Raw genomic sequence first — 13,267 nt, 5'->3', positions numbered from 1 at the left:
GCCCCGGCCACCGGGGACCGGCGGGGGCCGCTCGATCTGATCCGCGCCCGCGACCCGTTCCGCCGGGCGCAGCTGGCGATCGCGGCGCTCTTCTGCTTCCTGGGCTTCCAGTACGGCACCTGGGCGTCCCGGTTGCCCACCCTCAAGTCGCAGCTCCAGCTGACCGAGGCACAGCTGGGCCTGCTGCTGATGGCCTGCGGGGCGGGCGCCGCGGTGTCCTTCCCCCTGGTCACCGTGTTGATGAGGCGGCTGGGCTCCCGCCGTCTCGCCTCCCTGTCCGCGCTCTGCCTCGGGCTGCTCCTGCTGGCCCTGTCCGTGGTGCCCAGCTATCCGGTCGCGGTGATCGTCGTGGGCTGCGACGGGATCGCCGTGGGCTGTCTGAACGTGGCGATGAACGCCCAGGGCGCCGCGCTCGAAACCGCGTACGGGCGTACGGCCATGGCGCGGCTGCACGCCACGTTCAGCGCCGGATCACTGGGAGCCGCGCTGCTGGCTTCCGGGGTGAACACGCTGACCACCTCGCTGGCCGCCCACTTCGGTGCGGCGGCCGTGGTCCTGCTGCTCCTGGTCGGGTTCGCCCAGACCGGGCTGCTCACGGAGGACCAGCGGCAGCCCGAATCCGCCGAGAAGTCCAGGAGCCGCCGCCGGCTGTCCGTACCGTCGCGTCTGACGCTGTGGATGGGGTGCGCGATGGCGTTCGGCACCGTGACCGAGGGCGCGATGAACGACTGGTCGGCGCTCTATATGAAGGACGTGCTCAGGGCAGCCGCCTCGGTGGCCCCGCTGGGCATCGCCGTCGTCTCGGTCATGATGGTGCTGGCCCGCGTCTTCGCCGACGGCTGGCGCACCCGCTGGGGCGACGGCCGGGTCGTGCTCGTCGGCAGTGTGCTGGCCGGCGCGGGGCTCGCCCTCGCCCTGCTGGTGGGCGGCGTGGTCCCGGCGCTCGTCGGGTTCGCCTGCGTCGGCCTGGGCGTGGCGGCCGTGACGCCCTGCGTGTACGTCGCCGCCGCCCGGCAGGGCTCGGAGGCGCTGGCTCTGGTCGCCGCGATGGGGACCGTGGGCCTGCTGGCCGGACCGGCGATGATCGGCTTCATCGCGAACGCCAGCAGCCTGGTGTGGGGCATGGGCGCCGTGGCCGCCGCCGCCCTCCTGGTCTCGGTCTGCGCCACCCGGATCCGCTGGGCCCCGGTGGCCGAGAACTGACCGTACGCCCCGAGCGCCCCGGCCCCGGGCGGCGGAACCTTTCGGAGGATCCGCCGGCCGGGGCCGCTGTGTCCGCTCTCCGGAGTCCGCGTCGTCACCGCGATCGCAGCCGTTCAGCGAACAGGACCAGAGCCGGGGCCGGGGCCTGGGCCTGGGCCTGGGCCTGGCGGTGGCATCTCGACCCGCGCGACCGGGATGCCCAGTTCATCCAGCCGTTCAACGGCCCAGGCCACGGCCTCTTCCAGATGGGGCGCCCGCACCGCGCAGGGGAAACGGGTGCCGTGCCGGTCCTCCTCCCAGCCGAGTTGCCCCCCGGCCAGGGCGTCCGCGTGATCGAAGCGGTCGGACTGCTCCTGCGTCGGCGCACCCTCGGGGTGCAGGACGAACGACCACTCACGCACACGTGGTGTGCCGTCGCGTGAATTCATCGATCCTCCTACCCTCGGTTCCTGGACTCGTGGGGGTGCTCCGCACCTTCGTGCCGGCCGTCTCGGCCTCCCACCCGGCCCGGCTCAGCCGGTGGGCAGCTTCTCGGACGGACAGGTGGAGAGGACCCGCTTCATCGCGTTCTTCTCGGCGTCCGTCACCCACAGCGCGTACTTCTTCTTCACCGCCACCTGCCGTGCGACATACCCGCACCGGGCCGGCTTGTACCCGGGCAGCCAGGTGGCCGTGTCACCGTCGCCCTTGCTGCGGTTGGTGGAGGAGTCGACGGCCAGAAGGTTCAGCGGGTCGTTGGCGAGAGCGGTCCGCTTTGTCCTGTCCCACTGCTGCGCGCCCTTCTGCCAGGCGTCGGAGAGTGCCACGACGTGGTCGATGTCGACCTTGCTGTGTCCGCGTACGAAGGAGATCGTCTTCCCGGTGTAGGGGTCCTTGACCAGCTTTCCCGACGCTATCTGGCAGTCCCCGCTCGTGTACCGGACGTCCCGCAGATCGCGCTTGAGTACGTCGTCCCGGGTCGGGCAGTGGTTGTGGTCGGTGTCCGTCCAGGCGCTGCCGAACTCCTTGCGGGCGTAACCGGTCTTGGGGGCACGCCCCTTGACGGTCAGGGCGTCGGCCGCGGCGAGCGCGGAGCCGTGCGCCGCCTTCCCGCCGGGCCCGGCGGGCGCCCCGGACGAGCCGAGGTCGTCGCTCTTGCAGCCGCCGACGGCGAGTGCGGCGACGACGGCCATGGCGGCGGGGAGGGCGGAGCGCGTACGTATCAAGGAGGGCCGTCCTGACGGGTAGGGGTTCGTGACCGCACCATCCTAGAGAGGCTGCCCCGGGCCGGCCCGCACGAAGGGGCGCGGTGCCCCCGCCTCACGACCCCAGGATCGACGCCAGGAACTCCCCGGTCCACGACAGGAGTTCACGCCCCACCACCGGCTTCCCGCCGATCTTCCCGGCCGTCGGGCGCGGGACCAGGATCTGGTGGGCCGCCGCCTTGATGACCGTACGAGGGTAGAGCCGCTTGAGCCGCAGTTCCTGAGACTCCCTCAGCTCCACTGGTGCGAAGCGGATGTTGGGCCCCTGGAGGACGATCTCGCCGACCCCGCAGGCCCGCGCCAGCATCCGCAGCCCCGCCACCAGGAGCAGGTTCTCGACCTGCTCGGGCAGCTTGCCGTACCGGTCGGTCAGCTCCTCGCGCACCGCCCTGATGTCCTCGTCCGTGGTGGCGGAGGCGATCGAGCGGTACGCCTGGAGACGCAGCCGCTCACCGGGCGCGTACTCGTGCGGGACGTGCGCGTCGACCGGCAGCTCGATCTTGACCTCCAGCGGCTGCTCCTCCTCGGCCTGCCCGTCGACCGCCGTACGGTAGTCCGCCACCGCCTCGCCGACCATCCGGATGTACAGGTCGAAGCCGACCCCCGCGATATGGCCGGACTGCTCGCCGCCGAGCATGTTGCCCGCCCCGCGGATCTCCAGGTCCTTCATCGCGACGTACATGCCCGCGCCCATCTCGGTGTGCTGGGCGATCGTCGCCAGCCGCTCGTGCGCGGTCTCCGTGAGCGGCTTCTCCGGCGGGTACAGGAAGTACGCGTACCCGCGGTCGCGGCCACGGCCGACCCGGCCGCGCAGCTGGTGCAGCTGCGAGAGGCCGAAGTTGTCACCGCGCTCCACGATCAGCGTGTTGGCGTTCGCGATGTCGATCCCGGACTCCACGATCGTCGTGGAGACCAGCACATCGAACTTCTTCTCCCAGAAGTCGACCACGACCTGTTCGAGCGCGCTCTCGCCCATCTGCCCGTGCGCGGTCTGGATACGCGCCTCCGGGACGATCTCCCGCAGCCGGGCGGCGGCGCGGTCGATCGAGTCGACCCGGTTGTGGATGTAGAAGACCTGCCCCTCGCGGAGCAGTTCGCGCCGGACGGCCGCGCCGATCTGCTTCTCCTCGTACGGGCCGACGAATGTCAGCACCGGGTGCCGCTCCTCCGGCGGCGTGGTGATGGTCGACATCTCGCGGATGCCGGTCACCGCCATTTCGAGCGTACGGGGGATGGGCGTCGCGGACATCGTCAGGACGTCGACGTTGGCGCGCAGCTTCTTCAGCTGCTCCTTGTGCTCGACACCGAACCGCTGCTCCTCGTCGACGATGACCAGGCCGAGGTCCTTGAACTTCGTCTCCGACGAGAAGAGCCGGTGGGTGCCGATGACCATGTCGACCGAGCCGTCCCGCAGCCCCTCCAGGGTGGCCTTCGCCTCGGTGTCCGACTGGAAACGGCTCAACGCCCGTACGACCACCGGGAACTGCGCGTACCGCTCGGTGAACGTACCGAAGTGCTGCTGTACGAGGAGGGTCGTCGGGACGAGTACGGCGACCTGCTTGCCGTCCTGGACGGCCTTGAACGCGGCGCGCACCGCGATCTCCGTCTTGCCGTACCCGACGTCGCCGCAGATCAGCCGGTCCATCGGGACCGTCTTCTCCATGTCCTCCTTGACCTCGGCGATCGTGGAGAGCTGGTCGGGCGTCTCCACGTACGGGAAGGCGTCCTCCAGCTCGCGCTGCCAGGGGGTGTCCTGCGCGAAGGAGTGCCCTGGCGCCGCCATCCGCGCCGAGTAGAGCTTGATCAGGTCCCCGGCGATCTCCTTGACGGCCTTCTTGGCGCGCGCCTTGGTCTTCGTCCAGTCCGAACCGCCGAGCCGGTGCAGCGTCGGGGCCTCACCGCCCACGTACTTGGTGACCTGCTCCAGCTGGTCGGTGGGGATGTACAGCCGGTCGCCGGGCTGGCCGCGCTTGGCGGGCGCGTACTCGACCAGGAGGTACTCACGCGTCGCGCCCTGCACCGTGCGCTGCACCATCTCGATGTAGCGGCCCACCCCGTGCTGCTCGTGGACGATGAAGTCGCCGGTCTCCAGCGTCAGCGGGTCGATGGACTTCCGCCGCCTGACCGGCATCCGGCCCAGGTCCTTCGATGCGGTCCGCTGCCCGGTGAGGTCGGTCTCGGAGAGCACCGCGAGCTTGATCGCCGGGTCGATGAACCCGTGGTCGACGGAGCCGCACGAGACATGCACGACCGAGGGCGTCAGCTCGGCCAGGTCGGCGTCGAGCCGGGCCGCGATGCCCTCGCCGCTCAGCACCTCGACCGTACGGCTCGCCGGGCCGTGCCCCTCCGTGAGATACACCGTGCGCCAGCCGTCCGCGATCCAGCCCTTGGTGTCGGCGAGGGCGCGCGCGGTGTCGCCGCGGTAGGTCTCCGGGGCGTGCATCCCCAGCTTGATGGTGTCGTCCGCGATCTCCTCGTCCGCGGCGAACGGGCTCACCGTCCACCACATCATGCCCAGCTCACTGGCCCGGTCGCGGACGTCCGCGATGCCCCGCAGCGAGGCGGCGCCCACATCGATGGGCGCGTCCCCGCCGCCCGCGGTCGCCGCCCACGACGCCTGGAGGAACTCCTGCGAGGTCGCCACCAGGTCGGCCGCCCGGCTGCGGACCCGCTCCGGGTCGCAGACCACGGCCATCGCACCGGCGGGCAGCACATCGAGCAGCAGCTCCATGTCGTCGACGAGGACCGGGGCCAGCGACTCCATTCCCTCGACCGCGATCCCCTCGGCGATCTTGTCGAGCAGCTCGCCCAGCTCGGGGTGGGCCAGCGCCAGGGCCGCCGCCCGCTCCCGTACGTCGTCGGTCAGCAGCAGCTCACGGCAGGGCGGCGCCCACAGCCCGTGCTCGGCGATCTCCAGGGAGCGCTGGTCGGCGACCTTGAAGTAACGGATCTCCTCGACCTCGTCACCCCAGAACTCCACCCGCAGCGGGTGCTCCTCGGTCGGCGGGAACACATCGAGGATGCCGCCCCTGACGGCGAACTCACCGCGCTTCTCGACCAGTTCCACCCGCGCGTACGCGGCGGCGGCCAGCGCCTCGGTGATCTCCGGCAGATCCGCGGACGAACCCGTCCGCAGCGACACGGGCTCCAGGTCGCCGAGCCCCTTGACCTGCGGCTGGAGCACGGACCTGATCGGTGCGACGACCACGCTGACCGGGCCCGCGGACGGGTCGTCGGCGCGCGGGTGCGCCAGCCTGCGCAGCACCGCGATCCGCCGCCCCACCGTGTCGGAGCGGGGCGAGAGCCGCTCGTGCGGCAGCGTCTCCCAGGACGGGTACTCCACCACCGTGTCCTCCTGGTCCGCCGGGAGGAACGAACGCAGCGCGGCGGCCAGGTCCTCGGCCTCACGGCCGGTCGCGGTCACCGCGAGGACCGTGCGGCGGGTCTCGCGCGCCAGCGCGGCGACGGCGAAGGGCCGGGCGGCGGGCGGGCCGACCAGATCGACATGCATCCGGTGCCCGTCACCGGCGGCCTTCACCGCTTCGGCGAGCGCGGGATCCGAAATGGCGGCATCGAGCAGACCGTGCAGGCTCATGAAGAACGCTTTCCGTCCGGTGGATCCGGAGATCAGATGGTGGCGGGCAGGGGCGGGGCAGGAATCGTACGGGGGTGGTGCGAGGGTCGTGCGCGGGTGGTGCGGGGGTCGTAAGGGGTGGTACGGGGGTGGGGCTGGTGGTGCGCAGTGCAACGCGAAGGGCCCGACACGTCTCACGGGCCGGGGGCTCTCCAGCGTACGACTTCACGAAGAAGTCGGCGTCCCCTGTCAACCGGACCGGCCTTCTCGTCGTATTCATCCATGAGACCCGAATGAGATCTGTCCACGCCTGGGAGCCGCATGACCGTCGAGGAGTTCGAGGAGTTCTACGCTCACTCCGCGAAACAGCTGGTGGGACAGGTGTACCTGATGACCGGCGATCTCCACGAGGCCCAGGACGTGGTGCAGGAGGCTTTCGTACGGGCCTGGGGCCGGCGCTCCGCGCTCTACCGGGACGCCGGGCCCGAGGCGTGGATACGGACTGTGGCGTGGCGGCTCGCCGTGAGCCGGTGGCGCAGGCGGGGCCGGAGCGCCGACGCCTGGCGCCGCCACAGCGACACCCGCCCCGCGACGGTCCCCGAGCCCGATCCGGGCACCGTCGCGATGGTCTCGGCGCTGCGGCAGCTGACCGAGCGGCAGCGGCGGGTGGCGGTCCTGCACTACGTGTGCGATCTCACCGTCGAGCAGGTGGCCGCGGAGACGGGGATAGCGGCGGGGACCGTCAAGACCCATCTCTCCCGCGCCCGCGCCTCGCTCGCGCCGCATCTCTCCGAGGAGGAGCACGGTGTCTGAGACCGAGTACCAGCCCGCGTACGAGAACGGACCCCGCCGCGGACCCGCCGCCGGCGCGGCCGGGCACGGAGCCTCCTCCGGGGAGTCCCGCGGATCCGCCTCCGGGGGCTTCCCCGGATCGCACGGGGCCTCTGGGGCCTCCGGGGCCCCCGGATCGCACGGGGCCCCCGGGGCCTCCGGGGACTCCGGGGACCCCAGCGGATACCCCTCCGCGGCCGATGACGCGTCCGGTCACGGTCACCGTCACGGCTCCGACGACGCCCTGTCACGCGCGATGAAGCAGGCCGCCGAGTCCGCGGGCCGCAGTGCGGTGCCCCCGCCGGCCGCGTACGTCTCGGCGCGGGGCGCCAGACGCAGGCGCCGGGTCCTGGCGTCGGCCGCGGCCGCCACCGTGTGTGTCCTGGCGAGCGGCGCGGTGGCGGTCCTGCTGCAATTCCAGCCCGCCGCTCCCGCGCTGCCCGCCGCGCCGCCGAGCCCCCGGCACTCCGGAACCGGCGAACGGCCGGGCCCGCCGGTGAGGTCGGACCCGGCCTCACCGCCCCCCGCCTCATCCTCGGACACCGCCCCGTCCGGTTCCGCTTCCCAGGGATCCCCGTCCGGCGCGGCGGACAGCACCCCCACCGCACCGGCCACCACACCCCAGTGGACACCTCCGCCGGACTGACGGCGGGCGGGTGACGGGCGGGTGACGGGCGTCCGGACCCGGCGGACACGACTCAGCCCCGGCAGACGCGCCTGGCGTCCACCGGGGCTGAATCCCCCCGTTCCCCCGTGCTCCCCCGATCACGGGGCCCGGCCCCGGCCGCCCCGGACAGGGCCGGAACGGTGGCCGTAGCCGTAGCCGTAGCCGGCGCCGCAGCCGCCACCCGGGACCGGAAGGATCCCGGCGAGGGCGGACCGCACCGGCCGGCCGGTCAGTGGGTCACTCGGTCGCGATCGCGTTCAGTACGTTCATCCGGCCCGCCCGGAACGCCGGGATCAGAGCCGCGAACAGGCCCACGAACGCCGAGGCGATGAAGACCGTGATGATCGTGGACCACGGGATCTCCAGGACCCCCATGCCCTTGAGGGCGAGGATCCGCTGCGCCGACGTGCCCCAGCCCATCCCGAGCGCCAGCCCGAGCAGCGCACCGAAGAGCGCGATGACCACCGACTCCAGCCTGATCATCCGGCGCAGCTGCCGGCGCGAGAGCCCGATCGCCCGCATCAGGCCGATCTCCCTGGTCCGCTCGACGACCGACAGGGCCAGCGTGTTCACCACACCGAGCACCGCGACGATGATCGCCAGCGCCAGCAGCGCGTACACGATGTTGAGCAGCTGCCCGATCTGGTCCTTCAGCTCCTGTTTGAAGTCGGTCTGGTCCTCGACCTTGTACTGCGGGTACGCGGCCAGCGACTTCTTCAGCCCGGCGTAGGCGGTCTTCTCCTGACCGTCCTTGGCCTTGGCGAACATGATGACGTTCGGCGGCATCTTGGCGGCGGGCACGTACTGCGCGGCGGTGGTGATGTTCAGATACATCGCCCCCTTGTCGACGTTCGTGTCGTCGGAGGTGATCGCCGCGATCTTCAGCTTCGCCGTCCGCCCGCTCTTGAACGCCACGGACATGGTGTCGCCGACCTTGATGTGGTGCTTCTTGGCGAAGGCGTCGCCCACGGACATGGCGTCCTTGCCGTACGCCGCCGAGAGGTGGCCCGAGACGGTCTCGCGCCGCAGGTCCTGGGCGTACGTCGGGTCGGCCGCGACGACCGGCTGGTCCACGCTCTTCCCGTCGGGCCCCGTCAGCTTCGTGTCGATGGCCTTGTAGTTGGTGACGTGCTCGATGCCCGGCGCCGCTTCGAGTGCCTTCTGCGCCTGCGGCACGATCAGCTGGCCGCTGCCGCTCTGCACGATGAAGTCCGCACCGACCGACTTGTCCAGCTCGTCGGTGGCCGAAGCGACCATCGACGAGCCGACGACCGACAGACAGGCGACCAGGGCGAGCCCGATCATCAGCGCGGCGCCCGTCGCTCCCGTACGGCGCGGGTTGCGCAGGGCGTTGCGCTCGGCCATCCGCCCGACCGGGCCGAAGATCCGCAGCACGACGGAGCTGATCGCCCGGACCACCACACCCGCGAGCAGCGGGCCGATGACCACGAAGCCGATGAGCGTGAGCACCACACCGATCCCGAGATAGAGCGAACCCTGGGTCGACTTGTCCGCGGCCGCCGCACCGAGCAGGGCCGCCGCACCGCCGACGGTCAGCACCAGGCCGATCGCCGCCCTGATCCGTCCGGTGCTGCCGTCGGCGGGCATACCGGAGTCCCGCAGCGCGGCCATCGGGGAGATCTTCCCGGCCCGGCGGGCCGGGATGTACGCGGCGACGACCGTCACGATGACACCGAGCAGCACACCGGCGGCCGGCGTCGTCCACTTGACCGTCAGGTCCTGCGTGGACAGGTCCATGCCCACGGCGCTCATCACCCGCATCAGCCCGACCGCGAGACCGATACCCGCGCCGACCCCGAGCACCGAGCCGAACACACCGAGCAGCAGCGCCTCGATCAGCACCGAGCGGTTGACCTGCTTGCGGCTGGAGCCGAGGGCCCGCATCAGGCCGATCTCGCGGGTGCGCTGGGCGACCAGCATCGAGAAGGTGTTGATGATCAGGAAGATGCCCACGAGGAAGGCGATCCCGGCGAAGCCGAGCATCGCGTACTTCATGACGTCGAGGACCGAGCCGACCTCCGAGCGGTTGGCGTCGGCGTTCTCCTTCTTCGTCTCGAACTTGTACGGACCGGGCAGCGCCGCCCGCACGTCCTTCTTCAACTGCACATCGCTCACACCGGACTTGGCGTAGACGGAGATGTTCGTGAAGAGGTCCGGGCCGCCCAGCAGCTCCCGCTGCGCGGTGGCGGTGTCGAGGTAGACGACGGCCGCACCGGGGTTGGTCACCTCGAAGGTGGCGATACCGGAGATCCGGCCCTTGATGTCACCGCTGACCGAGATCGTGCGCAGCTCGTCGCCCAGTGCGAGGTGGTGCTTCTTCGCGGTGTCCGCGTCGACCATCACCTCGGTGGGGCCGCGCGGGGCGTGGCCGGAGGTGATCTTCATCGACTTGGTCTCTTTGGCCGTCCAGTTGCTGGCGATCGTCGGGGCGCCGTTGCTGGAGCCCATGTCCTTGTTGTGGCTGTCGACGACCGTCACGCTGGAGCTGCTGACCCCGGCCTGCACGGACCGTACGCCCTCGGCCTTGGCGACCCTGCGCACCACGGAGGCGGGCAGGGAGTCCGGCTTGCCGTTCTGGGTGCCACCGGAACCCTTGACGGGCTTGGGGCTGACCGTGACATCCGCGGCGGTGGCCGCGAAGAGCTTGTCGAACGTGGTGTTCATGGTGTCGGTGAAGACCAGCGTGCCGCATACGAAGCCGACCGAGAGCAGGACCGCGACGGCGGAGAGCGCCATCCGCCCCTTGTGCGCGAAGAAGTTGCGCATCGAGGTCTTCCAGACGGTCATGAGGTCCGCCCGCGCGCGTCGAAGTCCTTCATACGGTCGAGGACCTGCTCGGCGGTCGGGCTGTTCATCTCGTCCACGATCCTGCCGTCCGCAAGGTAGAGCACCCGGTCCGCGTACGCGGCAGCCACCGGGTCGTGCGTCACCATCACGATGGTCTGGCCCAGTTCGGAGACCGACTTGCGCAGGAAGCCGAGCACCTCGGCTCCCGCCCGCGAGTCGAGGTTCCCGGTCGGCTCGTCCCCGAAGATGATCTCGGGCTGCGCGGCCAGGGCGCGCGCCACGGCGACCCGCTGCTGCTGCCCGCCGGAGAGCTGCGTCGGCCGGTGCTTGAGCCGGTCCGCGAGACCCACGGTCTCCACCACCTGTTGCAGCCACTGCTCGTCCGGTTTGCGCCCGGCGATGTCCATCGGCAGCGTGATGTTCTCGATGGCGTTGAGCGTGGGCAGCAGATTGAACGCCTGGAAGATGAAGCCGATACGGTCCCGGCGCAGCTGGGTGAGCTTCTTGTCCTTGAGCCCGGTGATCTCGGTCTCGTCGAGGTAGATCTCCCCCTCGCTCACCGTGTCGAGTCCGGCGAGGCAGTGCATCAGCGTCGACTTGCCGGAGCCCGACGGCCCCATGATCGCGGTGAACTGCCCCCGGGCGATGTCCACATCGACATGGTCCAGCGCCACGACCCGGGTCTCGTCCGCCCCGTACGCCTTGACGACCTGCCGGGCTCGCGCGGCAACGGCCGTACGCCCTCCAGTACCCCCGTGCCTGGGAGTGGTCACAGCCGTTGTCACGGTGAAATCTCCTATGTCGTTCCTGCCCTGCTGGTCAGCAGGCATGGTCGAAGTCTGTCGATCCGCGAAGCCCCGCACACTGGTGCACGTATCCGCATCCGCCGTGGGGTTTCCCCCACCCCTCCGGTGCGGGCGCCCCCAGGCTCTGGCCGGCCGGCCGGCCAGACCCTAGAAGGCTAGGGACCGGCCCGGCCCCCCACCTCCTCCGGCCGGACGAACCCACCCCGGCCCCGCGTAGGGGGCGCTCCCTAGGGGGTCCGCACTCCGGGGCGGGCCCTGTCTCAGGGAGGGCGACACCTGAGAGGCGGCCCACGACGCACAATCTGACACTTCGACAGGAAAGGTGTACGGGGCGGACGGCCGCGCGGCTGCCGGCCTCAACCCCGCTCGGAGCAGGCCACGTTGGCCTGGAGAAGGACGCGAAGAACACTTGGCGCATCCCCGCAACATAGGCGTTGGCCGATCTCGGCAACACCCGGTCACGACAGATCCCAAGGAAATTGATGACCAACTCCGGGTCACCCCGGAGTTGCTTCTTCCGGCCCGGGGCCACCCGGCCGGAAAGGCACCGGGAAGGACCGCGGAGAGAGCTGTGGGAAGGCTGTGGGAAGGGTCTCGACGAGCTGTGGAAAAGCTGTGGGACGGGCCTCGGGAAGACCACGGGGAAGGCCCTGCCCGAGAGCAGTCCTGGCGGTGCCGATCGGTGGTGCCGCAGCGGCGCGGCCTGCGGACTCCTCCCCCGCCCCGGCCGACTTCGGGCCGTCCCCTCCACCCGGCGGAGAGGACGGCCCGGCAACGGCCCGGTGGTCATCGGCAGGACCGGAACCGGCCCCGCGAAAAGCGCGCGGCCCACCGAGGGGGGCGGCCCGGCGGTCGGCGGCCCTCGGTCACCGGCACACCGGGGGCGGCCCGGCGTTCAACTGCCGTCAGCGGCCGGGGTACCGAGACCGCCCGATGTTCAACTGCCGTCGGTCGCCGGGGTGCGTCCCGTCAGTGAGGCCAGGCTGCTCTTCACATGCGACATATGCGCCCGCAACTCCTCCTGCGCCTCGCCGTTCTCGCGCAGCACCCGCTCCGTCTCACGTTCCGTACGGTCCGCACGGACCCGCGCGTGCGCGATCAGCTCCGCGGCCCGTGCGTCCGCGTCCTCCTGGCTGTGCCGCGCCGACTCCTCCGCCGCCGACAGCGTCCGGTGCGCCTCCGCGAGGCGGGCCTCGGCCCGGGTGATCAGTTCCGTATGCCGGGTGTCGAACTCGTCGTCCCTGGCGGCCAGTTCACGCTGAGCCGCCTCGGCCCGCTCGCCGTGCCCCTGCTCCAGCTCCGCCAGCGCCGCCGCCGTACGTTCCCGCATCTCCCGCAGCACACCCAGCGACTCACCGCGCCACTGCTTCGCGTCCTTGCGCGAAGCGACCCGCAGCCCGTCCGACTCACCCTGCGCGGCGGCCAGCACCTCCCGGGCGTGCGCCTCCGCCGCGGCCAGCACCGCGTCCGCGTCCGTACGCGCCGCCTCCCGCAGCCCCCGCTCCGCCGCGCCCGCCTCGTCATGGAGCCGCTGCGCCGCCGCCAGAGCGTCGGCGCGCAGCTCGGCGGCCTCCTCTGTGACCAGCGCGATCAGTGTCCTGGCCCGCTCGCCCAGCGTCTCGTACGTCTGCGGGGCCAGCCCGGCCACCTGCTCGGCCAGCGCCGCGGACGCGGCCTCCATCTCCTTCATGAGGACGGTCAGCCGCGCCGCACGCTCCCAGGCCCCGTCGCGGTCGTCAGAGAGTTCCGCGACGAACCGGTCGACCTGCTCCGGCCGGTAACCACGGCCCCGCACACCCGTGAAGCCATGAGGTGACACCGCTGCTGAACTCATCCGTCAAGCCCCTCTTCGAACACGATGCGCGACGGGTCGCCCCACGCGGCCCGGCGCACATCTTGGTAGATCATGGCGAAGTGCCCATACCGCGACACTCCGCCCATCCCATCCACCCAGGATGCGCCACCCGGCGCGGGAAGTCGGCATCAGCGTCCGGGACGGCTGATTTCAGCCCCCGCACCGGGGGCACCGGCACCTCGCACGGACCCGCGGAGCCCGACCCGTACTGCCGGAGACACCTCCCCGTACGACCCGCGTACGCCCATACGGCAGAGGCGCCCGGCCGCGGATCGCGGC

Annotated in this window: 9 protein-coding genes; 2 read left to right on the top strand and 7 right to left on the bottom strand. The window is 71.4% G+C overall.

Annotation, left to right across the window (positions count from 1 at the left end; genetic code table 11):
• Positions 1 to 36: 36 nt before the first annotated feature.
• A complete protein-coding gene (locus ACWGKJ_RS23350; protein ID WP_385028919.1) occupies positions 37 to 1,203 on the top strand; it encodes an MFS transporter in 1,167 nt (388 codons plus the stop codon).
• Positions 1,204 to 1,316: 113 nt separating this feature from the next.
• Here ACWGKJ_RS23350 and ACWGKJ_RS23345 read toward each other — a convergent pair whose 3' ends face one another.
• The 3 genes from ACWGKJ_RS23345 to mfd form a co-directional block, all read right to left on the bottom strand.
• The gene (locus ACWGKJ_RS23345) at positions 1,317 to 1,631 is read right to left on the bottom strand and encodes a hypothetical protein (protein ID WP_385028895.1); all 315 of its coding nucleotides are present in this window, start codon (positions 1,629 to 1,631) and stop codon (positions 1,317 to 1,319) included.
• Between the two features lie 84 nt (positions 1,632 to 1,715).
• Complete coding sequence (locus ACWGKJ_RS23340) at positions 1,716 to 2,408, bottom strand: HNH endonuclease family protein (protein WP_385028898.1); 693 nt, start codon at positions 2,406 to 2,408, stop codon at positions 1,716 to 1,718.
• Positions 2,409 to 2,502: 94 nt separating this feature from the next.
• Positions 2,503 to 6,042, bottom strand: a complete 3,540-nt coding sequence (gene mfd, locus ACWGKJ_RS23335; protein WP_385028901.1) for a transcription-repair coupling factor — start codon at positions 6,040 to 6,042, stop codon at positions 2,503 to 2,505.
• Between the two features lie 300 nt (positions 6,043 to 6,342).
• On the opposite strand from mfd, the gene ACWGKJ_RS23330 reads away from it, so the two are divergent.
• On the top strand, positions 6,343 to 6,834 hold the full coding sequence (locus tag ACWGKJ_RS23330) for a SigE family RNA polymerase sigma factor (protein ID WP_385028904.1): 492 nt from the start codon (positions 6,343 to 6,345) through the stop codon (positions 6,832 to 6,834).
• Between the two features lie 243 nt (positions 6,835 to 7,077).
• On the opposite strand, the gene ACWGKJ_RS23325 is transcribed toward ACWGKJ_RS23330, so the two are convergent.
• The 4 genes from ACWGKJ_RS23325 to ACWGKJ_RS23310 form a co-directional block, all read right to left on the bottom strand.
• On the bottom strand, positions 7,078 to 7,470 hold the full coding sequence (locus tag ACWGKJ_RS23325; RefSeq protein WP_385028907.1) for a hypothetical protein: 393 nt from the start codon (positions 7,468 to 7,470) through the stop codon (positions 7,078 to 7,080).
• A 286-nt stretch (positions 7,471 to 7,756) separates the two neighbouring features.
• Positions 7,757 to 10,327 (bottom strand): ABC transporter permease, encoded by a 2,571-nt coding sequence (locus ACWGKJ_RS23320; RefSeq protein ID WP_385028910.1) that lies wholly within the window; start codon positions 10,325 to 10,327, stop codon positions 7,757 to 7,759.
• The gene (locus tag ACWGKJ_RS23315; RefSeq protein WP_385028922.1) at positions 10,324 to 11,112 is read right to left on the bottom strand and encodes an ABC transporter ATP-binding protein; all 789 of its coding nucleotides are present in this window, start codon (positions 11,110 to 11,112) and stop codon (positions 10,324 to 10,326) included. Before ACWGKJ_RS23315 ends, ACWGKJ_RS23320 begins: the two co-directional genes overlap by 4 nt.
• Positions 11,113 to 12,070: 958 nt before the next feature.
• Entirely contained in the window at positions 12,071 to 12,967 is an 897-nt protein-coding gene (locus ACWGKJ_RS23310; RefSeq protein ID WP_385028913.1) for a coiled-coil domain-containing protein, read from the bottom strand.
• Positions 12,968 to 13,267 lie beyond the last annotated feature (300 nt).

The sequence above is a fragment of the Streptomyces sp. NPDC054757 genome (genome assembly GCF_053612185.1).
The sequence above is the reverse complement of the archived record's forward strand: the minus strand, read 5'-3'. Positions and strand labels throughout refer to the sequence as shown.

What these genes read in the sequence shown, in the direction of transcription:
- ACWGKJ_RS23310 (WP_385028913.1), bottom strand. Translation starts at nt 12,967, where the DNA reads ATGAGTTCAGCAGCGGTGTCACCTCATGGCTTCACGGGTGTGCGGGGC.
- mfd (WP_385028901.1), bottom strand. Translation starts at nt 6,042, where the DNA reads ATGAGCCTGCACGGTCTGCTCGATGCCGCCATTTCGGATCCCGCGCTC.
- ACWGKJ_RS23330 (WP_385028904.1), top strand. Translation starts at nt 6,343, where the DNA reads ATGACCGTCGAGGAGTTCGAGGAGTTCTACGCTCACTCCGCGAAACAG.
- ACWGKJ_RS23345 (WP_385028895.1), bottom strand. Translation starts at nt 1,631, where the DNA reads ATGAATTCACGCGACGGCACACCACGTGTGCGTGAGTGGTCGTTCGTC.
- ACWGKJ_RS23320 (WP_385028910.1), bottom strand. Translation starts at nt 10,327, where the DNA reads ATGACCGTCTGGAAGACCTCGATGCGCAACTTCTTCGCGCACAAGGGG.